We start from the raw sequence: 25366 nt of genomic DNA, 5'->3' as shown, positions 1-25366 counted from the left end.
TTAGAAACAGTGGTCGCGTTATAAAACGTCAGACCCGTTAGACGTCCTACGCAGGTATTCTTGAGGCGATAATCGCAAGATAAATCTCACTGAGGAATGACCCAGAGGTCCACTCTCATCGAGTTCGAATCGATACTATCCTTAACGTTACTGGACGCTCAGAGTTTTTGGCCTCGCACGCTCGCTTCTTAGTTTCACCGCCAATACCGACGATGCATCAAAAAGGAATCTACCATGACCAAACTACTTGCTTCCGTTCTAATGCTTTCTTTGAGTGCCTCCGTTTTGGCCGCTGAGCCTCCTGCAGCGTCATCTGCTCCAGGCACACCTGCAAAACCCGCAGCAAACGCTCCTTTGAGTCTGAACACCCCTCTCGTGGGCAGCCTGACCACAGGGACTGCTCTCGGCATCGGCGCTGCGGTTATAGCCGGAGCCGCAGCACTGTCATCCAGTGGTGGCGGAAGCAACAATGACGGCGGCACTACTGGCACTACTGGCACCACTGGCACCACCGGTACACGCTAAGCGCACCGCGAGGTCGATAGCCTTCTACCACCCGGAGCAATCCGGGTGGTTTCGTTCTGATGTGTTCCCTCCACAAGTGTCCTCAATCATGATTCGTAGTTTGTCGCTCGCTGTGCTTGCAGGTGTTGCCCTGCAAGGCTGTATGTTCTCACCCGGTCAACACCTGGATACCAGTCAGGTCGGCCGTGAAGGCTCACCGGAAAGCAGTCGGATCGAGTTGATTCCGATAACGCCCAAACTGATTGCCCAGAACGCGGCGACAAAAGTGCAAGCCTCGGTGCCCGCCGAGTTGTTGGCGTACAAGCCGGGTGCTTACCGGATTGGCGCCAATGATGTGTTGTACATCACCGTGTGGGACCATCCTGAGCTGACTGCGCCATCGGGTACGCAACAGCAAATTGATGCGAACGGTCGCCTGGTACGGCCGGACGGCACCATGTTTTACCCCTATATCGGCAATATTCATGCCGAAGGCAAAACCATCGAGGAGCTTCGCGGTTTTATTGCCGAGCGCCTGACTCAATTCGTCGACAGCCCCCAGGTTGACTTGAGTGTTTTGCGCTTTGCCAGTCAAAAAGTAGTCATTTCCGGTGCTATTTTGAAAGCCGGTCAACAACCCATTACCACGTCGCCGCTCAGTGTCGTCGAAGCCATGGGTACCGCTACTGTCGATCCATTGAATGCCGACCTTGCCGGCCTGACACTGACCCGGGACGGACGTGAGTATCCGCTCGACCTGGACTCGCTGAACAGCAAAGGCTCGCAGTTGCATAACGTCTATTTGAAAGACGGCGATCAGTTGTACCTGCCCTACAACGACCGGAAAAAGATCTACGTCATGGGTGAGGTCAACCAGCCTCGGGCGCTCACGTTCAAAATCAATCGGATGAATCTGGCGGATGCGGTCGGAACGGTCGGTGGACTGAACCAGGCCACATCCAATGGCAATGCGCTGTACGTGATTCGGGGTGCCGAGAACCTTGAAACCGAGCCGGCAAAAGTCTTTCAGCTGGACGCCGAATCGCCTACCGCATTTGCTCTCGCCAGCCGCTTCGATCTGCACCCCCAGGACATTGTCTACGTCGGCCCTGCAGGCGTGACCCGCTGGAACCGCTTGATCAGCCAGTTGCTGCCATCTGCCGTTGTCTTGGGTACCGGAGCAGCGGCCACAAACAATCTCAGTGAAGCCAGCAGTCGATAAGGTTTGAGCCGCTTTGAAAACTTTGCGTAACAGCTCATGCCTGGCGGTGGGTTTACTGCTGTGTGGCTGCAATCCGTTGATGCAGGCGTCCCTGGATACCTTTAAAGCCGCCACACAGGGCGCCCCGTCGCTGGAATTGACTGCGGAGCAAGTGGAGGCCGTGCCCTATGCGCAGATAAAGGTCACCACGGACTCCAGCGAAGGTGTGTTGGCGAAACTTCGCCAGCAGGGCGACCTGGAGTTCTGGGTCGCCTCCGGCAAACAGGTGTTGTTGATGCGCGATGGTCTGATCGTGCGCACTGTCGGCCTGGGCATCAATCTCGATGGCACGCGCTTCGACGGTGAGTCGCCGTTCAAACTTGGCTTGCAGCGATTGCCCGATGGTTACAGCAGTACCCGCTGGATAGATACCTATCAGGGTCCGCGGGTCGGGCTGGCGGTCAACAGTCGATTCAGTCGAGAGGCCATCGAAACCGTCACCATCCTGGACAAGGACTATGCGTTGCAGCGCATAGACGAACGCATCGACATACCTGAGCTGGGATTCAAGGCCACCAACCGTTTTTGGGTCAGGCCTGACGATGGCTTGATCCTGCAAAGCGAACAACATCTCACGCCGGAACTTTTCTTGAAGATTGTGCAATTGCGCCCTGACCGGGAGACGGCTCGGTGAGATATTTGAAAACGCTGTCGGCTTGCCTGTTGCTGGCAAGTTCCGCGATGACTCAGGCCGCTGTCACGGTCACGGGTGACGTACTAAACGCTGGATCCTTCACATTCGTGCCAGGCACACGCTTGCTCGATGCCGTCAGCCAGGGACGCCCGAACGCCGAAAGTTACTGGCTGGCCGCCGCCTGGCTGCACCAGCCATTGATGGAGCAGCAAACCCGCCTTAAAGCCGGCGTACTGTTCGATTTGAAATTGCTTCAACGTGGCGCCCTGCTGGAAGACAACAACAGCCTTGCAGCTCTGGCTGCGCGCCTGTTTGAAGAGGTCAGCCGACTACCCGTCACCGGCCGAAAAGTCGCGGTGCTCGACCCCGTAGCGCTGGAGGTCGCGTTCGCCCTCAATTACTCGCTCAATGACGGCGACCATCTGATCTACCCCCGACGCCCGTCTACGGTCACCGTCCTGGGCGCAGTGGAAAAGTCCTGCACGCTGCCTTATCGCGCCCCGCAACAAGCCCATGAATATCTCAAAAGCTGTCTGCCAGCGACCGACGCTGATGCCGATTACCTGTGGCTGATTCAGCCCGATGGCCAGGTCAAGCGAGTCGGCAACGCCGCCTGGAACCGCGAAGACGGAGTGTTTGCCGCCGCAGGCAGCACAATTCTGGTGCCCGTGCGCAACGATAATCCGGACCTGCCCACACCCGACTTGAACGAGCAGCTTGCCCAGTTTCTCGCCACCCAACCGCTGCCCGAGGTGGCCCCTTGAAGTTACGTTTTGCCGCCGTAGTGTTGTTGCCCTACAGCCTGGCTCATGGAGAGCCACGTTTTACCCAGAATGATTTCGGTGGCGTGGGTTTGTTGCAAACCCCCACCGCACGGATGGCACCCGCCGGCGAATTCAGTCTGAACGCCAACCGGACCGACCCATATTCGCGCTATAGCATTTCAATACAGCCCCTTGACTGGCTGGAAGGCAGTTTTCGTTATACCGCTATCAGCGACCGTAAATACGGGGCCGAGGCATTAAGCGGCGACCAAAGCTATAAAGACAAGGCGGTCGATGTCAAAGCCCGCCTCTGGCAAGAAAGCCACTGGTTGCCCGAGGTCGCGCTCGGCTTTCGGGATGTCGGGGGTACCGGTCTGTTTTCCAGCGAATACTTTGTGGCGAACAAACGTTACTATGATCTGGATTTCAGCCTGGGCGTTGCTTGGGGCTACATCGGTAACCGCGGGGATTTCGAAAACCCGCTGGGGTACCTCGATGAGCGCTTTGATACACGCCCGGTAAACACGGGCGCGGACGCGGGCAACGTCAATACCGGCTCGTATTTTCGAGGCTCGCCCGCGTTGTTTGGCGGCGTGGCCTATCAGACGCCCTGGTCGCCCTTGAGCTTGAAACTCGAGTTCGACGGTAACGACTACAGGCACGAGCCGCTGAAAAATAGCCTGAAGCAGGACTCGCCCATCAACATCGGGGCGGTGTTCAAGCTAACTGACTCAGTCGATTTGAGCGCCGGTTGGGAGCGCGGCAACACCGCGTTGTTCGGTATTACTTTTCATACCAATTTCACCAGCCGCAAGGCGCCGGCCAAACGCTACGACCCCGCTGTCGAAGCGCTGCCGGCACGTGAGCCAACCACACCGCTCGATCAGGTCGACTGGGCGGGGGTTTCCAAACGGCTGGAAAACAACGCAGGTTATAAGGTCGAGCGTATCGCTCAGCGCGATTCCGAGCTGATTGTGTATGGCGAACAGTCGCGCTATTTCTACTCCGCCAAAGGCGTGGGCCGGGCCAGCCGGATTCTGGACAACAGCGCGAATGACGACATCGACTGGTTCACGATGGTGAACAAGCGTTACGACATGCCCGTGGAAGAAACCAGTGTGCCGCGCGAAACCTTCCGGGCCGTGGTGAACAACCAACAAGACCTTACAGACCTGCACCGCACCACCGAATTGAACCGGGCCACGCCACACATTGAAAACACGTTGTACACCCAGGCCCTCGAGCGTTTTAACTATGGTATCGGCTTGGGTTACAAGCAAAACATTGGCGGTCCCGACGGCATGCTGTACCAACTGACTGCTGATGTGGACGCAGAATACCGCTTTACCCGCAGTACGTGGACGAGCGGGGTCATAAGCACCAATCTGCTGAACAACTTTGAAAAGTTCAAGTACGACGCACCGAGCAACCTGCCCCGAGTGCGGACCGATTTGCGCAAGTACGTCATCACCTCTGATGTAACGATGCCGACATTTCAGCTCAACCATGCCAAGCAACTGGATCAAGACTTGTTTGGCATGGTGTATGGCGGTTACCTGGAGTCAATGTTCGCCGGGGTCGGCGGTGAATTGTTGTACCGCCCTATGGGCGAGCGCTGGGCCGTGGGTGCAGACTTGAACTATGTACGCCAGCGCGAATTTGACCAGGGTTTTGGTCTGCGCGATTACAAGACCGCGACCGGTCACATCACCACCTATACCGAACTGCCTTTCGATTTGCAGGCGGCGGTCAGTGTTGGACGTTATCTGGCGCGCGATTGGGGTGCCACGTTCGATCTGTCGCATGAGTTCAGTAACGGCGTGAAGTTTGGCGGCTGGGTCACCCGCACCACGGCCACGTCAGAAGAGTTCGGCGAGGGTAGCTTCGACAAAGGTATCTATATCTCGGTCCCGTTCGACGAGTTGATGAGCGTTTCCACGATGCGTCGCGCCAACCTGGTCTGGGCTCCGCTGACCCGTGATGGTGGCGCGCGTCTTAATCGCCAATATTCGCTGTACACCATGACCAATGGCCGCGACAGCGATGCGTTCTATAAAAACTTTGAGAAGATCACCGAATGAGTTCGTTACTCCTGGGTGCCACACAACTTTCCCAATGGATACGCACGCTGTTTTTCATCATCGTCAGTGTGGTCTTGCTGACCGCCGCTTTGCGAGCGCAACCGATTCCCGAAGCCTTTGCCCAGGAAGACAAGCTGCATCACCTGGTTGGTTTTTTCGCATTGTCTTTTAGTTGCCAGTTGGCCTTCCTGCGGGTCAAAGCGCGCTGGATCGCCTTGGGCTGTCTGCTGACGGGGATCCTGATCGAATATGCACAAGCACTGATGCCGCTGCGCACGGCATCACCTTACGACGCCTTGGCCAATACTGTCGGTGTGTTGATCGGTTTGATTGCGTGGCGTTGTAAGCAGCCAGTCAAACAATCCGTTGAGCTCACGGATACTTAAGACCATGGCTTCGTCCGTGAGCATAACGAGAATTGGGAGGCACTGCCCATTGGCGGGGACAACTTAGTGCTGTCCGCAGTAAATGATGGTTTCTCTTATACATTGGAGTAAAGGACGCTTCTATGATCCGTAAATGTCTGTTCCCTGCTGCCGGCTATGGCACGCGCTTTCTGCCCGCCACCAAGTCGATGCCAAAGGAAATGCTGCCGATCGTCAACAAGCCGTTGATCCAGTACGGAGTTGAGGAAGCACGGGATGCTGGCCTTCAGCACATGGCGATCGTTACCGGTCGTGGCAAGCGGGCTTTGGAAGATCACTTCGATATCAGCTACGAGCTGGAACATCAGATTCGCGGCAGCGAAAAAGAGAAGTTCCTGTCGGGCACTCGTGAGCTGATGGAGACTTGCACCTTCTCCTACACCCGTCAGGTGGAGATGAAGGGGCTTGGGCACGCCATTCTTTCTGGTCGGCCGTTGATTGGTGACGAGCCGTTTGCGGTGGTGCTGGCTGACGACCTGTGTTTGAACCTGGAAGGCGATGGTGTGCTGTCGCAGATGATCGCGCTCTATAAGCAGTTCCGGTGCTCGATCGTTGCCATCCAGGAAGTACCCAACGATCAGACGCACAAGTACGGAGTGATCGCTGGCGAGCAGATTCGCGAAGGTATTTACCGGGTCAACAGTATGGTTGAAAAACCAAAACCGGAAGATGCTCCGTCCAATCTGGCCATTATTGGTCGTTACATTCTGACGGCCGATATATTTGACTTGATTGCCGATACCGAGCCCGGCAAGGGTGGAGAAATCCAGATCACTGATGCATTGATGAAGCAGGCACAAAGTGGCTGTGTGTTGGCTTACAAGTTCCAAGGTCACCGCTTTGACTGCGGCGGAGCGGAAGGTTATATCGACGCGACCAACTTCTGTTATGAAAATTTTTATAAAAAAGGCCTGTAAACGGTAATTTTTAGCTCTTGGGTGCCGCGTTTCTGAGCGGCCATAAACCTTTTGCGAGGCAGACCACTATGAACGCTTCCAGATCACCGATCGACTCTGTCTATACATCGCTGGACCCTTTTGCACCGGGCAATATGGTTTTTGGGCAGAAGTTCACCGAGGGCAACAGTGGATTGATGGCCTGGTTGCGGACGTACGAAAGAGCACCTTCCGCAAACTCCACTCAACCCAGATTACTGGTGGAACGCATTGGGCTCTTCCCCTCCTCCGGGGAAATTCGATGTGCAGTCCGCAATCCGACTGACGTACTAGAACATCTCTGTTCCCTGTATGCCGGTAAGGCACTGGACATGGACGAGAGCAATGGCCTAAGCCTGACGTTCACTGAGTGGCGTTTCAAAGTCCACCTTTCGGAGACCGAGCCTGAAATCCTGCTAACCGTTGAGAGTCGCGGCGATGTAGCCCTGATGCAATTGAAAACTGCAGAACTGTTGGCTCGGATTGACGAGAAAAGCAGTAGTGAGTCCTAGCGTCGTTTTCTGGCCAAAACCCGCCATCAAACCGAAACTACAACCGTGACGACGCACCAGGAGAGCGCCAATGAGGCTGCATAAACGCCTTTTCTGCCCCCGACAGAGTCACCGCCAGCGAGTTCAAGACCCCCTCAGCGGTGTACTTCGGAATCCCCGTACTCAGTAGAATTACCGCCAGCCCCAGCACCAGCGCCTGCCGGGGAATTTTGCGGATTTCCTTACTCTCCAGCCTGAAAAGAAATATGCACGCCGCGGCTGACCCCACAACCGCTCCGGCTATGGCTTCCGGCAGAGGATGAATCGTCTGCCCGACATACTGGACGCTGAACCACCAGGTCGACAGCAGCCCCGCCCCCAGTGCCAGCCATCGAAGGCGATGATCCAGTTGGCGAAATAGCAAACTCAGTACAACGGTCGACACCAGGCAGGCGTTCATCGCGTGGCCGCTGATGACCGCGATATTCAGGCTTTCCAGGCCGATTCCCCAGCCCTTGAACAGCACTTTACTGAGGCCTACGACAAAATAGGCTACGAACAGTACGCCTAGCCAAAGGACGGCGAGTTTTCTGGATGCCATGCACCATAACCAACCTGCGACGACCATGGCCGCTGGAAGCATGACGGTGATTCCGGCGTATTGAGCGATGTACAGTTTTGACTCCAATCTACTTCCTCACCGCCTCATGCAATTTTCCAGTGCAATGGACACCGGGTGCGTGTTCAGTAGATACAACGCTCATCGATCAACAAAGCACTTCAGACGATTCTCTACGACAACCACCGAATAACTGGCGATGTGCATTGCCAGTCCGTCCTCTACCAGCGCTTCCAGCAAGGCAACTTGTGCCGCGAAACGCTGGTTGCGCTTGAGTTTTCGAGAGGCGTGCATCTGATCGATCAGGACATGGGTCACTTGATATGGGGTGTTGCCTCGCAGACGCCCCAGCCAGATGGGGATTTTCTTTGCGGTTTTGGATTGTCTGATATCTAGCAAGCACGTCGCTTTGTCCGAAGCGGTGTTTTTCGAAACCTCCACGATTTCTTCAAATACGTCGGTCAATTTTTTTAGTGCATAGCCAAGCATCAAATCATCAAACGCATCCAAACACATATACCTCTTCACGCTGTGAAGTTATTTCTACAAACACACATTCCCAATTATTACATTACACTTTATTTTATATTTGTACTGGACGTATTCTAACGATCAAAACTTCTGCCAGATAACATTACACCTGCTAGCGCGAAGACTAACTTGACCAAGGTGTTAATTGACTTTTTATAACAATTATTGAGCCCGCAATCGAACTATATAGACTTCAACGATATCGTTAATTACACGTAAGGTGCCGCGAGAGTTAACAGAGGATTCAGGCTTCGAATGATCTGATTACACGGCGCTAACCGTCAGATGAGTTGAACCTGTCAGCCCGATTGGCATCCTATTTATCGATACCGCGCCCACCTTTCAAACACCCGTTTTCAGGTTGTTGCCACAGGGGGCATTGATACACGCACGCACCCTTGAGTGGCTGTCAGCGCTCGGGTAATGTCAACAGATCCATAGGACAGAGCACGCCCATGACTTCCAAGCTGGAACAACTCAAACAAATGACGACCGTAGTTGCCGACACCGGCGACTTCGAAGCTATCGCTCGCGTTAAACCCGTGGACGCCACCACCAACCCTTCCCTGCTGCTCAAGGCTGCGGCCATTCCGGCTTATGCCGAACTGCTGAACGCCAGCGTCAACGACTGCAAGGGCGATGTGGGCCTGGCCAGCGACCGTTTTGGCGTGGCCGTGGGGCAAGAAATCCTGAAAGTGATTCCGGGCCGTATTTCCACCGAAGTGGATGCGCGCCTGTCGTTCGACACCGACGCCATGTTGAAGCGTGCGCATCGCCTGATCGAACTGTACGACAAGGCCGGTATTGGCCGCGACCGCGTGCTGATCAAGATCGCGTCCACCTGGGAAGGCATCCGCGCTGCCGAGATCCTGGAAAAGGAAGGCATCCAGACCAACCTGACCCTGCTGTTCTCCTTCGCTCAGGCGGCCGCCTGTGCCGACGCCGGGGTGTTCCTGATTTCGCCGTTCGTGGGCCGTATCTACGACTGGTACAAGAAAGCCAACGGCAACGACTACACCGGCGCGGATGATCCGGGCGTGCAGTCGGTGACGCGCATCTACAACTACTACAAAGCCAATGACTACAAGACTGTGGTCATGGGGGCGAGCTTCCGCAATCTGGGGCAGATCGAGCAACTGGCCGGCTGCGACCGCCTGACCATCAGCCCGGACTTGATCGACAAGCTGGCTGCGGATACCGGCAAGCTGGAGCGCAAACTGGTGCCGGGCCATGCCGGTGAAGCGCGCCTGAGCCTCAATGAATCGCAGTTCCGTTGGTTGTCCAACGAAGATGCGATGGCGACCGAAAAACTGGCTGAAGGTATTCGTCAGTTCGCCCGGGATCAGGAGAAGCTTGAGGCGTTGTTGCAGGCCAAGCTGTGATCTGAATTGGTGTAATGCAAAAAGGGCGAACCTTGGTGGGTTCGCCCTTTTTTGTGTCGCTCGATTATGTGCCAGATGATGGTTTAGAGAAAATGATCATTTGTGGCGAGGGGGCTTGCCCCCGTTCGGCTGCGCAGCAGCCGCGAAGTCTGCAACCTGGTATCTCAGAAGGAATGTAGTTGCCTGCTTCAGGGCTGCTTCGCAGCCCAACGGGGGCAAGCCCCCTCACCACAAAAGCCCCACTCTCTGCGAAATCAGTGCCGTTCGAGCGCATTCACCAGGTCATGAAAGGCTTCACGATTGGTGTCGTTCAGGCCCATGAGGATTTTGTGCGCTTCAAGCACTTTGATCCGCACCACTTCTTCGGACTGATCCTGATCTGGCAGGTCGTCCAGGCACTCCGGGCACGGTACCGGCTGGTCAACGATGTTGAACACCTGTTCGAAGCCCATGGACTGCAGCAGACGCGTGATGTCTTCGTGGGTGGTGACGACGGTCGGCAGCAGCCCGACTTTCTGCCGCGACAGGATCGACAGCTTGGCCAGAAGGCCAAGTGTGGTGCTGTCGATGCTGCGGGTTTCGGTCAGATCGATCACGATCGTGTTGAAATTCAACGCGCTGAAGATCCGCTCAATAGTCGCATCCAACGCCGAACACAGGGTCAGGCGAACTTCACCGACGAACTTCAGGACGAAGGTGCCTTCCTGCTCGGCGAACTGGATTCTACCGGTACTCATTAAAGATTCCTGCTCAACACCAACAGGGCGATATCATCCGGCATCTCCCCTAGCGTGGCCAATCCAAAAACCTGCCGCAACCCATCCAGGGTGCCGCCCGCAGCCTTGACCCGTTGAGGCAATGCTGCTTCTTTTTCTTTGAGTGTGGGTTCTGGCAAAAGATCCAGAATGCCATCAGACATCAGCGTCAGGCTGAACGTCGGCGGCAGTTCCAGCACGTGATCTTCATAGGTGGCTTCGTTGAAGAGGCCCACCGGCAGACCACGCCCGTCCAGATAACGAACACTGTCTGGCGTGTACAACACAGGCAACGGCAAATGACCGCCGATGCTATAGGTCAACAAACCGGTCTCCTCGTCGATGACTCCACCGACCATTGTGACGTGTTTTCCCAGCTTACAACTGATCAGGCCCCGGTTGATATGACCAAGGACCTCTGAAGGCTTGAATTCCGGCAAGGTGCCGCTGCGCTTGGACTCGAACAGCAAGCGCGTGGTCATGAACTTCAACAGCACGGTGACGAAGGCTGAAGAGGCGCCATGACCGGAAACGTCCGCCAGATAGAAGGCTACCCGGCGTTCGTCGACCCGGAAGTAGTCGACGAAATCACCCGACAGGTACAGCGACGGGATGATCTGGTGAGCAAATTTGAACTCGTCGATGGCCCAGGGGCTGACCGGCAGCATGTTCATCTGCACCTGGCGACCGGCGTTCTGGTCCTCCTGGAGCAGGTTCAGGCTGGCAGCGAGCTCGCGGTTGGCCTTTTCCAGCTTCTCGCGGTAGCGCTGGTTCTCCAGCAGCAGGCGCGCGCGATCAAGGGCCCGGCGCACAGAGTGCTCGAGCACGGCCAGATCTTCGAGAGGCTTGATCAGGTAGTCCGCGGCGCCCAGGCGCAGGGCTTCGACCGCGTCGTTCATCACGCCCGCGCCCGAAACCACAATCACCGGCGTTTGCGGCGATAGCCCGGTCACCTGGCGGATGAGTTCGAGTCCGCCCATCTGCGGCATGCGCAGATCGCAGATGACCAAGTCAGGCTTGTCTTGCTCGAATACCTGTAGACCCTGCTGACCATTGCTGGCCTGCAAGACGCTGAAACCACTGTCTTCCAAATAGGCGGCGAGGCTCGCGCGCACTACTTCGTCATCATCGATTATCAGCAGCGTGGCACTGGTTTTTGGCATGTGGGCAAACGGCGCCAGAATTAGGTTGGCGTAGCAGGCGGGGGTTTGACCCGGCGCTGACTACTGGATTCGCTTTCTAGCCTCTCTGTCGCACCGCTTTCGGGCATTCGCCCTACACACATGTACACCAGAGGTGCCCTTCTAAGGCGCAGACGGTACTCCCATCCGCGGGGCGTTTCAAGCTCACGCCGATGGTCGCTTGACGTCTTTATTTGTCAAATCACAGAGAGTTATAAGAACAGGCAAATCCGTAACCCAATGGAAGGATTGATTCCATGAGTCAAACCGGTCGGGACTACAGCGAAAAGCGCGATTTCATCCGCATGCGGGACTTCGCAGACAAAAAAAGGCGGCCTTGATGGCCGCCTTCTCAATTTACCGGTCGATGTTAAAAATCGTCTTCGACCTGACCGTCTTTCACCTTGAATTCACGGTTCTGCAAATACGCATTGCGGATAAAGGTGTATTTGTCGCCGGTGATCAGCTTCTCACTCGACAGCAGGTTGGCCCGGGTATCGATGATGTCCAGGGCCCAGAACGAGTTACGCACCGGAATGTCGTTTACGTAACGATAAGCGCCGGTATAGCTGTCGACGTACTTCGACGGCGCATCACGCAAGGTACTTGGCCCCAGGAATGGCAGCATCACGTAAGGGCCGCTGCTGACACCCCAGTAACCCAGTGTCTGACCGAAGTCTTCGTCATTGCGTTGCAGGCCCATTTTGGTGCCGACATCAATCACGCCCAGCAAGCCGAAGGTGGTGTTGAAAATGATTCGCGCGGTATCAACGCCTGCGGCGTGAGGTTTGGCCTGCAGGATATCGTTGGCCAGGTTGCGCACATCACCGATGTTGCGGAAGAAATTGTGAACGCCGTCTTCGACAAACTGCGGCGTCACGTACTGGTAGCCCTGGGCCAGGGGCTTGAGGGCGTAGGTGTCGATCACGTCGTTGAACTTGTAGATCGGGCGGTTGACGCTCTCCCAAGGATCCTCTTCCGTCGCTGCCTGGGCAACGAACGGAACCACCATCGCACTGGCGCACACACAAATCCTGGCTAGATAATTGCTCCAGCGCATAGAAAAAAACTCCTTGGTTTGTACTGGCTCGGGCACTTGGCCCAGGCAATAAGTAGGCAAGTATAAGACGTAAACGCCGTTTAAGGCACTTTGCACGAAATCCAGACCGAAGGAATCGAGCCAAATGTGAGCGATTCACATCCATGTCACTCAACTGTCACCGTCGCCCGCTAGCCTTCAGGCTATTTCAGGGACGTCCACATGCCACTCGCCGAAGCCTTGCCCCAAACCGCACCCAGCCTCACCGCCGTACTGTTCGGGCTCAGTGGCTGCCTGGTGGATTTCGGCGCACACACGCACCGGCACGGCAGTCACTCGAGCGAACACGCCGAGGCCACACCCGGCGCACTGGATAGCCTGCGCAGCTTGCAGCGCCAGCAAATCCCTTGCGCCTGGCTCGACGATCTTCCCCCGGCCCTCAGCCAATCCCTGGCCGCTGCGCTGCCGGAATGGATCAAATCCACGCAACATCCAGCAACAAATAATCCATGGCCCGCCCCGAATGCCTGCTGGCAAGCCTTGATGACCCTGAACGTCGAGCGACTCGACGGCTGTGTACTGGTGAGCGGCGAGCCCCGCTTGCTGCAATCGGGACTCAATGCCGGGTTGTGGACCATCGGCCTGGCGTCCTGCGGCTCGCTGTGCGGGTTGACGCCCCAGGAATGGCAAGCATTGCCCCCGCAGGAACGCGACATCAAACGCGCCAAGGCCACGATGCAACTGTTCGGTCTGGGCGTGCATTCGGTGATCGATCACCTCGGTGAACTCGACACCTGCCTGGCCGATATCTGCCTGCGTCGACTCAAGGGCGAAAAGCCCTGACAGAGATCATGCACGTTATGCACGAGTGGATTAATCTAAAGGTCAGCCATAGACCTTTGGCGTGCTGCCTTGGTCTATGCCAGTGCCTATCGATAGAAGGAAGAACGCCATGCCTGCCCGCGAACTGCAAGAACAGCTCAATGCCCTGCGCGAGCAATTGGACCAGAATCCTCCGTTGTCTGAAGAAGAACGCGCCGAACTGTACGAGCTCATGCAGCAGATTGAATTGAAGCTTGAGCTTGAAACCAAAACCCCGGATTCCAGCCTCGCCGATGGCGTCAACCTGGCCGTTGAGCGCTTCGAACTCGAACATCCAACACTTGCCGGCACCCTGCGCAACATCGGGCTGGCCTTGGCCAACATGGGGATCTGAACCCCGCCAGATGCAAAAAAGCCCTGCTAGCAATAGCAGGGCTTTTTCATTTCTACTGACAATGCAAATCCCCTGTGGGAGCGGGCTTGCTCGCGAAAGCGGTGGGTCAGTCAACATCATCGTTGAATGTGAAGCAGCCTTCGCGAGCAAGCCCGCTCCCACATTAAAGCTTTACTGGCGGACCAGGCGATGGTTCGGCAGTTGCACGTCTTCAGTGCTGCGATACGGGTTGATATCCAGCCCGCCACGACGCACATAACGTGCATACACCGTCAGTTTCTCCGGCTTGAGCAACCGCTGCAGGTCGAGAAAGATCCGCTCTACACACTGCTCATGGAAGTCCGAATGCTGACGGAAGCTGACGATGTACTCGAGCAGGCTCGCGTGGTCCAGCGCCGCACCGCGGTACTCCACCGCCACGCTGCCCCAGTCCGGCTGGCTGGTGACCGGGCAGTTGGACTTGAGCAAATGGCTGTGCACGCTCTCCTCGACAATACGCGAATCATCGCAACGCAGCAGTTCCGGCCGTGGCTGCTCGTAGTTGCTGACGCTGATATCCAGTTCATCGATGCACACGCCCGGCAAGGCCACGACGCCTTCGCGCTCGACATCCTTGAGACTGCGAATGCGCACACCCACAGGCTTGCCGGCGGCAGCCGACAAATCCTTGACCAGCGTCGCCTCAAGGCTCGCGGTATCGGCAAACGGCGTCTGGTTCAGGGAGTTGAGGTACAGCTTGAACGACTTCGACTCGATGATGTTCGGTGAGTCCGCCGGAATGCTGAATTCGCCGATGGCGACCACGGGCTTGCCCGACGGCAACAGCCACGACAGTTCGAAGCAGTTCCAGAAGTCCACGCCTTTATACGGCAGGGTTTCGGCCGTCAGGCCCAGCTCCGCCCACTTCGCGGTGCGCGGGATCGGGAACAGCAAGGAAGGTGTGTACGTGGCGATGTATTCGCTGGATTTGCCCAGCGGCGAATGTTCGGCTGCGGGATGCATGGCGGAAACCTGACTGAAGAATCAGCGGATTCTATCAGCCTTTGCTCCAGCCTTTGAGTGCTTACTGACTGACAGTCAGTTTGCCGACCATGCCAGCCTGGTAATGGCCGGGGATATTGCAGGCAAATTCCAGATTGGTGGCCTTGCTGAAGGTCCAGGTCAGCTCAGCAGTCTTGCCCGGTTCCACCAGCACGCTGTTCGGGTCTTCATGTTTCATGCCGTGGTCCATTTTGCCGTGATCCATGCCAGCCATGTTGCCGTGGTCCATCGCTTTCATACCGGTTGGCGTCAGCATCCCGCTCTGTTGCATCTGCAACATTTCCTGCTGGTGTCTGGCGTGCATCGCCGCATCACCCAGATTGAATTCATGCAACAACTGGCCTTTATTGACGAGCACGAAGCGCACGGTTTCCCCGGCCTTGATGTCGATGGCCTTCGGCGTGAAGGACATGTCACCCATGACCACCTCGACGCTGCGGGTCGCCTTGGCCGCCGGGGCCGGTTGACCGAAATCGTAGGTATGCCCGGCGTCCGCCCACACCGGTGAACTCAGCGCCAGCAAACAAACGATTGGCGCCACGAATTTGCGTAAAAACATCGTCATACTCCAACAAGATAAGGCTCAGCGTGCGCAAAACTCTAAACTGCTGCCACTGCCCGTAACCTGACAGCCAGATTACAACTTTGTCAGGTTGCCCTGTGCGAATGCTTCCCACGGTATAAAGCGTTCGTTCCATTTGCCATGAGCCGCCCATGAAACTGCTGATTGTCGAAGACCAACCGAAAACCGGCCATTACCTGCGCCAGGGCCTGGCCGAGGCCGGTTTCAACACGGAGCTGGTGGCCGACGGTAGCACCGGCCAGCAACTGGCCCTCAGCGGCGAATATGCCCTGCTGATTCTCGATGTGATGCTGCCCGGTCGAGATGGCTGGCAAATTCTTCAAGCGGTGCGCAGCGCTGGCCTGGACACCCCGGTACTTTTTCTGACCGCGCGGGACGCCGTGGAGGACAGGGTTCATGGCCTCGAACTGGGCGCCGACGACTATCTGGTCAAACCGTTTGCTTTCTCCGAACTGCTGGCCCGGGTCCGCAGCCTGTTGCGCCGCGGGAGTGCCACGCCACAGGAAACCAGCTTGCAACTGGCCGATTTGCGCCTGGACCTGATCCGTCGCCGGGTCGAACGCGGCGGGCAGCGTATCGACTTGACCGCCAAGGAGTTCGCCCTGCTGGAAATGCTCCTGCGCCGCCAGGGCGAAGTCTTACCCAAGTCGCTGATTGCGTCCCAGGTCTGGGACATGAATTTCGACAGCGACACCAATGTCATCGAGGTGGCGATCCGCCGTCTGCGCCTGAAGATCGACGATGAATTCCCCAACAAACTGATCCACACCGTGCGCGGCATGGGTTACGTCCTTGAAGAGCGCCCCGCCTGATGCGCCAGCTGTCCTTGAGCAGCCGCCTGGCGCTGCTGTTTGCCGCCTGCACCGCCGTGGTGTCGTTGTTCGCCGGCGTGCTGTTCAGCCGCGCCAGCGAAGCGCACTTCATTGAACTCGACCAGCAACTGCTGGACGGCAAGCTGATGGGCTTGCGCCGGGACCTGCACGACTTTCAGTCCAGAGATAGCGAAGTGCAGCTGGCAGAAGAATTGAGCCGACAGGCTGATTTGTCCCTGCGAATCACTGGCAGCGACGGCCGGCGCTGGTATGACAGCTCGACAACCATTCCACAGGCATTGCCGCGCCAGCCGGGATTGTCGACGGTGAGCCATGAAGGCACGGATTACCGCGTGCTGAATGCACCGCTTTTCGCGGACAAACCCGATTCACCGCAACTGACTTTGTTGCTGGATATCACACACCACCAGCACTTTCTGCAACGCATGCAGCATTTGATCTGGCTGACCGTCGGCCTGTCAGCCCTGGCCACCGCACTGCTTGGCGCCTGGGCGGCACGCAGCGGCTTGCGCCCGTTGCGGCGGATCAGTGCGGTGGCCAGCGGTGTTTCCGCGCAATCGCTGAACGCGCGGTTGCCTGAAGAAAACATGCCGCCGGAGCTGGCGGAAATGGCCCACAACTTCAACGCCATGCTCGGACGCCTCGACGACTCGTTTCAGCGCCTGTCCGCCTTCTCCGCCGACATTGCCCATGAACTGCGCACGCCATTGTCGAACCTGCTGACCCACACCCAGGTCACCCTCACCCGCCCTCGCCCCATCGAAGACTACCGCGAAGCCCTGCACAGCAACCTTGAAGAACTGCAATGGATGGCGCAACTGGTCAACGACATGCTCTATCTGGCCAAGGCTGACCATGGACTGTTGATCCCCAAACGCGAGCCATTGGAGCTGGGACAGGAAGCGGATCTGTTACTGGAGTTTTTTGCACCGCTGGCCGAAGACGCGCAGGTGACGCTCGCACGGGAAGGCCATGGGTGCCTGGAAGGCGACCGCAGTATGTTGAGGCGAGCATTGTCCAACTTACTGGATAACGCGCTACGTTTTACCCCCGTCGATGGCGAGGTTCGGGTAAACATTGTCGAGCAAGCGAATGACCTGAGATTGAGCGTCGAAAACACAGGGAGCGCAATAGACGCCCAGTTACTGCCGCGGCTATTTGACCGCTTCTACCGTGCAGATCCAGCACGCCGCGAAGGCAGCAGTGAACATGCAGGATTGGGGTTGGCGATCACCCGGTCGATCATCCGCGCCCATGGCGGGCAGATTCGTTGCGAATCGGAGAATGGGTGGACGCGGTTTGTGATTGAGTTGCCAAGGGGGGATTGAGGCCGGCAGTACCGGCCCCTTCGCGAGCAAGCCCGCTCCCACATTTGGAATGCATTCCCCTGTGGGAGAATGGGTGGACCAGGTTTGTGATTGAGTTACCAAAAGGAGACTGAGGCCGGCAGTACTGGCCCCTTCGCGAGCAAGCCCGCTCCCACATTTGGAATGCATTCCCCTGTGGGAGAATGGGTGGACCAGGTTTGTGATTGAGTTACCAAGAGGGGATTGAGGCCGGCAGTACCGGCCCCTTCGCGAGCAAGCCCGCTCCCACATTTGGAATGCATTCCCCTGTGGGAGCGGGCTTGCTCGCGAAAGCGGTGTAACGGCTTACGAATAGCGCAACGCGTGAGCCGGCTCGATCTTCGCCGCCCGCCATGCCGGGTAAACCGTGGCCAGGAAGCTCAGGACAAAGCCCGCCGTGCAGATCAACGCCACATCGCCGCCTTGCAGCTCCGACGGCAGGTTGCTGACGAAATACACGTCGGAACTGAAGATGTGTTGCCCGCTGACACGCTCGATCCAGCCGACCATCTCGCTGACGTTCAGCGCGGCAATCACACCCAACACACCGCCAATCAAGGTGCCGACAATCCCGATCACCGTACCCTGCACCATGAAGATCGCCATGATCTGCCGCGGCGTGGCACCGATGGTGCGCAGGATCGCGATGTCCGCGCCCTTGTCGTTCACCACCATGATCAGGGTCGCGATGATGTTGAACGCCGCCACCGCGACAATCATCAGCAACAGCAGGCCAATCATGGTTTTTTCCATCTTCATCGCACTGAACAGGCTGCCCTGGGTGTGGGTCCAGTCGTCAGCCTTGTAGGCGGCGCCCAGCCCCCTGGCGATGTCGCTCGACACTTGCGGCGCGGCATACAGGTCCTTCACCGCCAGGCGCACGCTCTGCACCTGGTTCGGTTCCCAGTGCTGCATTTGCGCGGCATCGGCCATGTTGATCAACGCCATGGTGCCATCCAGCTCCGCACCGACCTTGAACACACCGACCACATTCAGCCGTTGCATGCGCGGGGTAATGCCGCCCGGCGCATTGCTGACTTCCGGCACGATCAGGGTGATCTTGTCGCCAACGTTCAAGCGGAAACGGCGTGCCGTGATCTCGCCGATCACCACGCCGAATTCCCCCGGCTTCAGGGCTTCGAGACTGCCCTGAACGATGTGTTTGGCAACGATCGACACCTGGCCTTCCAGCGCCGGGTCGACACCGCTGACCTGGATGGGCTGCATCGTGCCCTTGTAGGACAGCATGCCTTCCATCTCGGTGAACGGCACCGCCGCCGTCACTTCCGGGTTTTTCATCGCGGCCGCTGCCACGGGCTTCCAGTCATCAATCGGGTTGACGCCGACGATGGTGGCATGCGGCACCATGCCGAGGATGCGCGAGCTCATTTCGCGCTGAAAACCGTTCATCACCGACAGCACCACGATCATCGCCAGTACGCCGAGGGCGAGACCGATCATCGAGGTCATCGAGATGAAGGAAACAAAGCGATTGCGGCGCTTGGCGCGGGTATAGCGCGTGCCGATAAAGATCGATAACGGTCTGAACATTCGCTGGGGCACCGTATAAAAATAAAAGACCCGACGCCTTTTCAGGCATCGGGTTTCAATCCGTTAGATGGGAGTCAGGCAACCTTCCTGCAGGTGCAGGACGCGATCCATCTGGCGGGCCAGGTTCATGTCGTGGGTCACCACCAGGAACGCCGTGCGCATCGAGGTGCTGAGCTCCAGCATCAAGTCCTGGATGCCCTGGGCAGTGTGAGAGTCGAGGTTGCCGGTCGGCTCATCGAGCATCACCAGGCCCGGTTTGTTCACCAGGGCGCGGGCGATGGCCACGCGCTGACGCTCACCACCGGACAATTCGGCCGGCTTGTGTTCAAGGCGATGGCCCAGCCCTACCCGCTCCAGCAACGCCGTGGCACGCTGGCGCGCCTCGGGGATCGCAGTCTTGCCGATCAGCAACGGCATGCAGACGTTTTCCAGGGCGGTGAATTCCGGCAGCAGGTGGTGGAACTGATACACGAAGCCGAGGGCACGATTACGCAGCAGGCCGCGTTTCTTCTCGCTCAGCGCCGACAGCTCTTCACCGTCGAGCCAGACACTGCCGTTGGTCGGTGTATCGAGGCCGCCCAGCAAATTGAGCAAGGTACTTTTGCCCGAGCCGGACTTGCCGACAATCGCCACACGCTCTCCCGGGTGCAACTCCAGTTGCAGGCCGGCCAACACTTCCACCGATTCCGGGCCTTCCTCGTAGGACTTGCCCAGGCTGCGGCAGCTCAAGATTGCTTTATCACTCATGCCCGACTCACTCATAACGTAGCGCCTCCGCAGGCTGGGTGCGCGCGGCACGCCAGGCTGGATACAGGGTGGCGAGGAAACTCAGGACCAACGCGGCGGCGCAGACCATGACGACGTCCTGGCTCTGCACTTGCGACGGCAGGTAATCGATGAAATACACGTCGGCGTTGAGGAATTTGTGGCCGATCAGGCCTTCGAGGGCCGAAATCGCGGCGCTGACGTTCAACGCGGCGAAGATGCCGACCACGGCACCGATTGCCGTGCCGACCACGCCAATCACCGTGCCCTGCACCATGAACGTGCGCATGATCGTGCCCGGCGTGGCGCCCAGTGTGCGCAGGATCGCAATGTCGCCCTTCTTGTCGTTCACCACCATCACCAGCGTTGAAATGATGTTGAATGCCGCGACGGCAACGATCAGCAGCAGTAACAGGCCGATCATGGCTTTTTCCATGCGGATCGCCTGGTACAGGTTGCCGTGGGTGCGGGTCCAGTCGCGGGCGTAGTAGCGGTCCTCGCCCAGATCGCGGGCAATGCTCCACGCGGTGCGTGGTGCCTGGAACAGGTCATCGAACTTGAGGCGCAGGCCCTGGACTTGATCCGGTTTCCAGCGATGCAGCCGGGCCAGATCCTGAAGGTTGGTGACGCCGAGGTAGCCATCAAGCTCACCGGCACCGACGTGGAAGATGCCGACCACGGTAAAACGCTTCATGCGCGGGAACATCCCGGCCGGAGTCACGGTGACTTCAGGTGCGACGAAAGTAAGCTTGTCGCCAACCGCCGCGCCGAGTTTGGCTGCCGCCTTGTCGCCGATGACAATGCCAAACTCGCCCGGGACCAGGTCGTCGAGTTTGCCCTGGGTCATGAAGTGATCAATGATCGACACCTGGCGCTCTTGCTCCGGGTCGATGGCATTGAGCAGGACTTTCGAGACCTTGCCATTGTTGGTCAGCAAACCCTGCATTTGCGTAAACGGCGCAACGGCCGTCACCTGCGGGTTCTGCTTGACCTTGGTGGCCAGGCTTTGCCAATCGCTGATCGGCTCGCCGGACTCGATAGTCGCGTGGGGCACCATGCCCAGCACGCGGGTGCGCATCTCATGATCGAAGCCGTTCATCACCGACAGCACTACGATCATCACGACCACGCCAAGGGCGAGCCCGATCATCGAAGTCAGGGAAATGAATGACACAAAATGATTGCGACGCTTTGCACGGGTGTAACGCGTGCCGATAAATACGAAGAGAGGTCTGAACATGTCGGGGCTTGTTCGGAGGGAAAAGGAACGTCCTTGTGGCGGGGGTCGATAACCAGCTTTACACTCAGACCACCGCCGCTACCATGGGTTCGCCATGTCGACATTAGATGAAGAAGATCGCCGCGAATACTACCGTATCGAGGACACGATCGCACTGGAAATTCGGCCCCTGTCCGCTCCCGAAGCCGCAGGCCAGGAAGTGTTGCAGGATGCGTCCCCACTCTTCAACCTGCTCAGCGAACTGCACCTGAGCGAATTCGAGTCGCAACATCTGTTGCGCCAGATCAGCGAACGCGACCGCACGACCGCCGCATTCCTCAAATCCCAGAACAAACGCATCGATTTGCTGAGTCAGGTCGTCGCCCTGACAGTGCTCGGGCAGATCGGCGCACCGCAGCCGGTGATCATCTCCGAAGGCGGTATCGACTTTCAGCACCCATCGCCCATTACCACCGGCACACGCCTGTCGGTCAAGCTGGTGTTGATGCCGCAAGCCCTGGGCCTGCTGTTGCGCGCTCGTGTCACTCATTGCGACCGCAAGGGCGACAGGTATGACGTCGGCACCGAGTTCGAACACCTGACCGACGCCCAGCGCCAACTGTTGGCCCGCCACATCTTGCAAAAGCAGGCCCAGGAACGACGCCAGGCCCGCGAACAACTCGAATCAGGCAATTAATTTAAGGAAGAACCGTGACCCTCATCTACGGCCATCGCGGCGCCAAGGGCGAAGCACCGGAAAACACCCTGACCAGCTTTCAGGAATGTCTCAAGCACGGCGTGCGTCGCTGCGAACTGGACCTGCACCTGTCCATGGACGGCGAGTTGATGGTCATCCACGACCCGACCCTCAAGCGCACCACCGACCGTCGCGGCAAAGTCGTCGAACACACGGCGGCCGAGCTTGTGACTTACGACGCACGCAAGGGCGGCCCGGGCTGGATCAAGCCATGCCCGATTCCGACGCTGGAAGAACTGTTCGAGAAGTGCGACTTCGATCACTGGCAACTGGAAGTCAAAAGCGCATCACGGATGCGTGCCGCGACCACCGTGCTGGCGATTCGCGAAATGGTCCAGCGTCATGGGCTGATGGACAAGGTGACGATCACCTCGAGCTCGCGTGAAGTGCTCAAGGCCGCGCTGGAGCTAGTGCCGGATGTGTCCCGTGGACTGGTGGCCGAGTATGCCTGGCTTGACCCGTTGAAGGTCGCGGCCAGCTATGGCTGTGAGATTCTGGCGTTGAACTGGACCCTGTGCACGCCGGAACGCCTGCAAAGGGCACAGCGTCAGGGGCTGCATGTGTCGGTGTGGACCGTCAACGAGCCTGCGCTGATGCGCAGGCTCGCCGACTTCGGCGTTGACAGCCTGATTACAGACTTTCCCGGTTTGGCCACCGCCACGCTCGAGAATTGCTGAAATCGGTCTCCCCGGCCGGCTCAGGCCACCGGCCGGAGCCGCTCAAAAAAGCCGGTTGAGGCCGTCGTACGCCGCTACCCGATAGGCTTCGGCCATGGTCGGGTAGTTGAACGTGGTGTTGACGAAGTACTTCAGCGTGTTCAGTTCGCCCGGCTGGTTCATGATCGCCTGACCGATGTGCACGATTTCCGACGCCTGATAGCCGAAGCAGTGAACGCCCAGCACTTCCAGGGTTTCACGGTGGAACAGGATCTTCAGCATGCCTTGCGGCTCACCGGCGATCTGTGCCCGCGCCATGCTCTTGAAGAACGCCTTGCCCACCTCGTACGGCACCTTGGCCTGGGTCAGTTCCTGCTCGTTCTTGCCGATCGAGCTGATCTCCGGAATGGTGTAGATGCCGGTCGGCACGTCATTCACGAAACGCCAACTACCGTTATCCACGATGCTGCCAGCGGCCGAACGGCCCTGGTCGTGGGCGGCACTGGCCAGGCTCGGCCAGCCGATCACGTCACCGGCGCCATAGATGTTCGGCACGCAAGTGCGGTACGCCTCGTCGACTTCGATCTGGCCACGGCTGTTGACCTTCACGCCGATATTTTCCAGACCCAGCTGATCGGTGTTGCCGGTACGGCCGTTGCACCAGAGCAAGGCGTCGGCCTTGATCTTCTTGCCGGACTTGAGGTGCAGGATCACGCCGTTGTCCACGCCTTCGACGCGGTCGTAGTCTTCGTTGTGGCGAACCGTGATGTTGTTGTTGCTGAAGTGATAGCTCAACGCCTGGGAAATTTCCGAGTCGAGGAAGCTCAGCAACTGGCCACGGTTGTCCACCAGTTCAACCAATACACCCAGACCACTGAAGATCGAGGCGTATTCGCAACCGATCACGCCGGCGCCATAAACGATGAGTTTGCGCGGGGTGTGGCCGAGGCTGAGGATGGTGTCGCTATCGTAGATACGCGGGTGGTGGAAATCGATGTCCGCCGGGCGATAAGGACGCGATCCGGTGGCAATGATGATGTGCTTGGCTACCAGTTTTTCGACCACGCCGTTGGCGCAGACTACTTCGATGGTTTGCTCGTCGGCGAAGCTGCCGGTGCCGAAGAACACGTCGACGCGGTTACGGGCGTAGTAGCCGGTACGCGAAGCAACTTGTTTGGAGATGACTTTTTCGGCGCTTTTCAACACGTCCGGGAACGAGAACCAGCGCGGCTCACCAATGGCCCGGAACATCGGGTTGGTGTTGAACTGCATGATCTGCCGCACCGAGTGACGCAGTGCCTTGGACGGGATGGTGCCCAAGTGAGTGCAGTTGCCGCCGACCTGGCGACGGCTATCGACCATCGCCACCTTGCGGCCTGCCTTGGCGGCGTTCATTGCCGCGCCTTCCCCCGCCGGGCCGGAACCCAACACCACCACGTCGTAGTTGTAGACAGCCATGCGTACTCCTCAGAACAGGCCGCGGCACCCTCGGCACCTGCGGCTAAATCACGCCCAAGTGTGGCGTGAAGGAACAATTTGGGGCCAGTGCAGAACCCGGACACAGTCTATAGAAGCGTCAACGCCGCGCACATTAACCCTTGGTCGCGTCGTAGGCTACTTTTGCCTGCGCTACAACGCCAGTTTTCAATGCTCAAATTGCCGCAATCACTCGGTTTTTTTGCCACTGAGGCGTTCAAAAGCGTGACTGCTGCGTGTGACGAAACCTGTATCGGCGCGAATCACAAAAAATGCACCGATATCGTGTTTTTCTGCGTAGTCCCAACCGCGTTCCGGCCCGAGAATCAGCAACAGCGTCGATAAGCCATCGGCCATCAACGCTGAAGGATGAATCACCGTGACGGACGCCAAGGCATGTGAGACCGGCGCACCGGTGCGCGCATCGAAGGTGTGGGAAAAACGCTGTCCGCCCTGCTCGAAATAATTCCGGTAGTCGCCGGAGGTGGACAGGCCATAGCCGTCGACATCAATAACGCGCTCGGCCACCTGTCGATCATCCCGCGGCTCTTCCAATGCGATGCGCCAAGGCGAACCGTCGGCCTTCTTGCCGGACGCCTTGAGCTCGCCCGTCGCCTCGGCGAGAAAATTGCGAATGCCCATCGCCTCGAGTCTTGCGGCAATCGTGTCCACAGCATAGCCGGCGGCGATGCTGTTGAAGTCGACCTCGACGGCGGCATCCTTGCACAACCGCTCGCCATCGATGCGCAAGTGCTGGTGGCCAACGCGCTTGCGGACTTCGGCGAGCGCTTCGGCGGTCGGGACTTTTTCCTCACGGGCCTGCGGACCAAATCCCCAGAGGTTCAACAACGGCTCCACCGTCAAATCGTAGGAACCTTCACTTTGCACTGACAGTTGCTCGCCTACGCGGACCAGCTCGAGGATCGACGCCGGCATTGCCTGACAGCGGTTGGCCGGCAATGCATTGAAGCGCTCGATGTCCGAGTCGCTACGGTAGGTCGACATTTGCCGGTCGACGTCAGCGAGGATCTGCTCAACCTGGACGCGGACTTCGTCCGGCGCCGGAAGGCCGGCATGGCGCACATACTTGATCGAATAAGTGCTGCCCATGGTCGGGCCGCCAAAGCTTTCCAGGGTGTCGCTGTTGCCGCAACCTGATAGTGCGCCGAGCAGCAAAAACACCGCTCCCTGCCACCTGATCAACAATTCCCGAGCTCCCCCAAAAACATCCCCTGACACGCCGCCAAGGCCAGCCATTATGCGATAGAACTGTGGGAGCGGGCTTGCCCGCGAAGAGGCCAGTCGAACAACACATCTCTTA

Annotated in this window: 26 protein-coding genes; 14 read left to right on the top strand and 12 right to left on the bottom strand. The window is 58.0% G+C overall.

All coding sequences use genetic code 11. The annotated features are described in order from the left end of the window. The first annotated feature begins 613 nt into the window (after nucleotides 1–613). The 7 genes from PMI28_RS21150 to PMI28_RS21175 all read left to right on the top strand — a co-directional run bounded on the left by PMI28_RS21150 (nucleotide 614) and on the right by PMI28_RS21175 (nucleotide 7116). Nucleotides 614–1726, top strand: a complete 1113-nt coding sequence (locus tag PMI28_RS21150; RefSeq protein ID WP_033063171.1) for a polysaccharide biosynthesis/export family protein — start codon at nucleotides 614–616, stop codon at nucleotides 1724–1726. 13 nt (nucleotides 1727–1739) lie between these two features. Further along, nucleotides 1740–2399 carry a YjbF family lipoprotein gene (locus PMI28_RS21155; RefSeq protein ID WP_007984321.1) on the top strand — a complete coding sequence of 220 codons (660 nt, stop codon included), beginning with the start codon at nucleotides 1740–1742 and terminating at the stop codon, nucleotides 2397–2399. After that, nucleotides 2396–3163 (top strand): capsule biosynthesis GfcC family protein, encoded by a 768-nt coding sequence (locus PMI28_RS21160; RefSeq protein ID WP_007984318.1) that lies wholly within the window; start codon nucleotides 2396–2398, stop codon nucleotides 3161–3163. Before PMI28_RS21155 ends, PMI28_RS21160 begins: the two co-directional genes overlap by 4 nt. Then, nucleotides 3160–5244, top strand: coding sequence for a YjbH domain-containing protein (locus PMI28_RS21165; protein WP_007984316.1), 2085 nt, complete (start codon nucleotides 3160–3162; stop codon nucleotides 5242–5244). The genes PMI28_RS21160 and PMI28_RS21165 overlap by 4 nt, the downstream gene beginning before the upstream one ends. Further along, a complete protein-coding gene (locus PMI28_RS0128370; RefSeq protein WP_007984314.1) occupies nucleotides 5241–5630 on the top strand; it encodes a VanZ family protein in 390 nt (129 codons plus the stop codon). Before PMI28_RS21165 ends, PMI28_RS0128370 begins: the two co-directional genes overlap by 4 nt. Before the next feature lie 122 nt (nucleotides 5631–5752). Continuing rightward, the gene (gene galU / locus PMI28_RS21170) at nucleotides 5753–6586 is read left to right on the top strand and encodes a UTP--glucose-1-phosphate uridylyltransferase GalU (protein WP_007984312.1); all 834 of its coding nucleotides are present in this window, start codon (nucleotides 5753–5755) and stop codon (nucleotides 6584–6586) included. Between the two features lie 68 nt (nucleotides 6587–6654). Then, on the top strand, nucleotides 6655–7116 hold the full coding sequence (locus PMI28_RS21175; protein ID WP_007984310.1) for a hypothetical protein: 462 nt from the start codon (nucleotides 6655–6657) through the stop codon (nucleotides 7114–7116). A 37-nt stretch (nucleotides 7117–7153) separates the two neighbouring features. Here PMI28_RS21175 and PMI28_RS21180 read toward each other — a convergent pair whose 3' ends face one another. Together PMI28_RS21180 and PMI28_RS21185 are read right to left on the bottom strand one after the other, a co-directional pair. Continuing rightward, the gene (locus PMI28_RS21180; protein ID WP_033063168.1) at nucleotides 7154–7783 is read right to left on the bottom strand and encodes a hypothetical protein; all 630 of its coding nucleotides are present in this window, start codon (nucleotides 7781–7783) and stop codon (nucleotides 7154–7156) included. Nucleotides 7784–7855: 72 nt separating this feature from the next. Further along, complete coding sequence (locus tag PMI28_RS21185; RefSeq protein ID WP_443200721.1) at nucleotides 7856–8230, bottom strand: hypothetical protein; 375 nt, start codon at nucleotides 8228–8230, stop codon at nucleotides 7856–7858. A 470-nt stretch (nucleotides 8231–8700) separates the two neighbouring features. Here PMI28_RS21185 and tal point away from each other — a divergent pair, with 470 nt between their 5' ends. Continuing rightward, nucleotides 8701–9627 (top strand): transaldolase, encoded by a 927-nt coding sequence (gene tal, locus PMI28_RS21190; RefSeq protein WP_007984304.1) that lies wholly within the window; start codon nucleotides 8701–8703, stop codon nucleotides 9625–9627. 254 nt (nucleotides 9628–9881) lie between these two features. On the opposite strand, the gene rssC is transcribed toward tal, so the two are convergent. The 3 genes from rssC to PMI28_RS21205 all read right to left on the bottom strand — a co-directional run bounded on the left by rssC (nucleotide 9882) and on the right by PMI28_RS21205 (nucleotide 12623). Continuing rightward, entirely contained in the window at nucleotides 9882–10364 is a 483-nt protein-coding gene (rssC, locus tag PMI28_RS21195; protein ID WP_007984302.1) for an anti-sigma factor antagonist RssC, read from the bottom strand. Further along, nucleotides 10364–11545: a two-component system response regulator RssB gene (rssB, locus tag PMI28_RS21200; protein WP_007984301.1), complete on the bottom strand. Its 1182-nt coding sequence runs from the start codon at nucleotides 11543–11545 to the stop codon at nucleotides 10364–10366. Before rssB ends, rssC begins: the two co-directional genes overlap by 1 nt. Nucleotides 11546–11933: 388 nt before the next feature. After that, a complete protein-coding gene (locus tag PMI28_RS21205) occupies nucleotides 11934–12623 on the bottom strand; it encodes an MlaA family lipoprotein (protein ID WP_007984299.1) in 690 nt (229 codons plus the stop codon). Nucleotides 12624–12824: 201 nt separating this feature from the next. Here PMI28_RS21205 and PMI28_RS21210 point away from each other — a divergent pair, with 201 nt between their 5' ends. Both PMI28_RS21210 and PMI28_RS21215 read left to right on the top strand, forming a co-directional pair. Then, entirely contained in the window at nucleotides 12825–13445 is a 621-nt protein-coding gene (locus PMI28_RS21210) for a hypothetical protein (RefSeq protein WP_007984298.1), read from the top strand. A 109-nt stretch (nucleotides 13446–13554) separates the two neighbouring features. Then, nucleotides 13555–13818: a DUF4404 family protein gene (locus PMI28_RS21215; RefSeq protein ID WP_007984295.1), complete on the top strand. Its 264-nt coding sequence runs from the start codon at nucleotides 13555–13557 to the stop codon at nucleotides 13816–13818. 171 nt (nucleotides 13819–13989) lie between these two features. On the opposite strand, the gene queF is transcribed toward PMI28_RS21215, so the two are convergent. Together queF and copI are read right to left on the bottom strand one after the other, a co-directional pair. Further along, a complete protein-coding gene (gene queF / locus PMI28_RS21220) occupies nucleotides 13990–14820 on the bottom strand; it encodes an NADPH-dependent 7-cyano-7-deazaguanine reductase QueF (protein WP_007984293.1) in 831 nt (276 codons plus the stop codon). A gap of 61 nt (nucleotides 14821–14881) precedes the next feature. Then, the gene (gene copI / locus PMI28_RS21225) at nucleotides 14882–15418 is read right to left on the bottom strand and encodes a copper-resistant cuproprotein CopI (protein ID WP_007984292.1); all 537 of its coding nucleotides are present in this window, start codon (nucleotides 15416–15418) and stop codon (nucleotides 14882–14884) included. Between the two features lie 155 nt (nucleotides 15419–15573). Here copI and PMI28_RS21230 point away from each other — a divergent pair, with 155 nt between their 5' ends. Together PMI28_RS21230 and PMI28_RS21235 are read left to right on the top strand one after the other, a co-directional pair. Next, a complete protein-coding gene (locus PMI28_RS21230; protein WP_007984290.1) occupies nucleotides 15574–16254 on the top strand; it encodes a heavy metal response regulator transcription factor in 681 nt (226 codons plus the stop codon). Further along, the gene (locus tag PMI28_RS21235; RefSeq protein WP_007984288.1) at nucleotides 16254–17603 is read left to right on the top strand and encodes a heavy metal sensor histidine kinase; all 1350 of its coding nucleotides are present in this window, start codon (nucleotides 16254–16256) and stop codon (nucleotides 17601–17603) included. The genes PMI28_RS21230 and PMI28_RS21235 overlap by 1 nt, the downstream gene beginning before the upstream one ends. Nucleotides 17604–17927: 324 nt before the next feature. Here PMI28_RS21235 and PMI28_RS21240 read toward each other — a convergent pair whose 3' ends face one another. From PMI28_RS21240 to PMI28_RS21250, 3 genes are all read right to left on the bottom strand, one after another. Next, the gene (locus tag PMI28_RS21240; RefSeq protein ID WP_007984286.1) at nucleotides 17928–19172 is read right to left on the bottom strand and encodes a lipoprotein-releasing ABC transporter permease subunit; all 1245 of its coding nucleotides are present in this window, start codon (nucleotides 19170–19172) and stop codon (nucleotides 17928–17930) included. Between the two features lie 63 nt (nucleotides 19173–19235). Then, the gene (gene lolD / locus PMI28_RS21245) at nucleotides 19236–19919 is read right to left on the bottom strand and encodes a lipoprotein-releasing ABC transporter ATP-binding protein LolD (RefSeq protein WP_177318956.1); all 684 of its coding nucleotides are present in this window, start codon (nucleotides 19917–19919) and stop codon (nucleotides 19236–19238) included. Nucleotides 19920–19926: 7 nt separating this feature from the next. Next, the gene (locus PMI28_RS21250; RefSeq protein ID WP_007984283.1) at nucleotides 19927–21177 is read right to left on the bottom strand and encodes a lipoprotein-releasing ABC transporter permease subunit; all 1251 of its coding nucleotides are present in this window, start codon (nucleotides 21175–21177) and stop codon (nucleotides 19927–19929) included. Between the two features lie 94 nt (nucleotides 21178–21271). Here PMI28_RS21250 and PMI28_RS21255 point away from each other — a divergent pair, with 94 nt between their 5' ends. Beyond that, nucleotides 21272–21853, top strand: coding sequence for a PilZ domain-containing protein (locus PMI28_RS21255; protein ID WP_007984281.1), 582 nt, complete (start codon nucleotides 21272–21274; stop codon nucleotides 21851–21853). Nucleotides 21854–21867: 14 nt separating this feature from the next. Next, nucleotides 21868–22590: a glycerophosphodiester phosphodiesterase gene (locus PMI28_RS21260; RefSeq protein ID WP_007984279.1), complete on the top strand. Its 723-nt coding sequence runs from the start codon at nucleotides 21868–21870 to the stop codon at nucleotides 22588–22590. A 42-nt stretch (nucleotides 22591–22632) separates the two neighbouring features. On the opposite strand, the gene sthA is transcribed toward PMI28_RS21260, so the two are convergent. Beyond that, nucleotides 22633–24027, bottom strand: coding sequence for a Si-specific NAD(P)(+) transhydrogenase (sthA, locus tag PMI28_RS21265; RefSeq protein WP_007984277.1), 1395 nt, complete (start codon nucleotides 24025–24027; stop codon nucleotides 22633–22635). A gap of 207 nt (nucleotides 24028–24234) precedes the next feature. After that, nucleotides 24235–25251: an FAD:protein FMN transferase gene (locus tag PMI28_RS21270; RefSeq protein ID WP_007984275.1), complete on the bottom strand. Its 1017-nt coding sequence runs from the start codon at nucleotides 25249–25251 to the stop codon at nucleotides 24235–24237. Nucleotides 25252–25366: the final 115 nt, after the last annotated feature.

This window comes from Pseudomonas sp. GM48 (genome assembly GCF_000282335.1).
Taxonomy (GTDB): domain Bacteria; phylum Pseudomonadota; class Gammaproteobacteria; order Pseudomonadales; family Pseudomonadaceae; genus Aquipseudomonas.
Note: the sequence above shows the minus strand (reverse complement) of the source record. Positions and strands in the feature narration are given on the sequence as shown.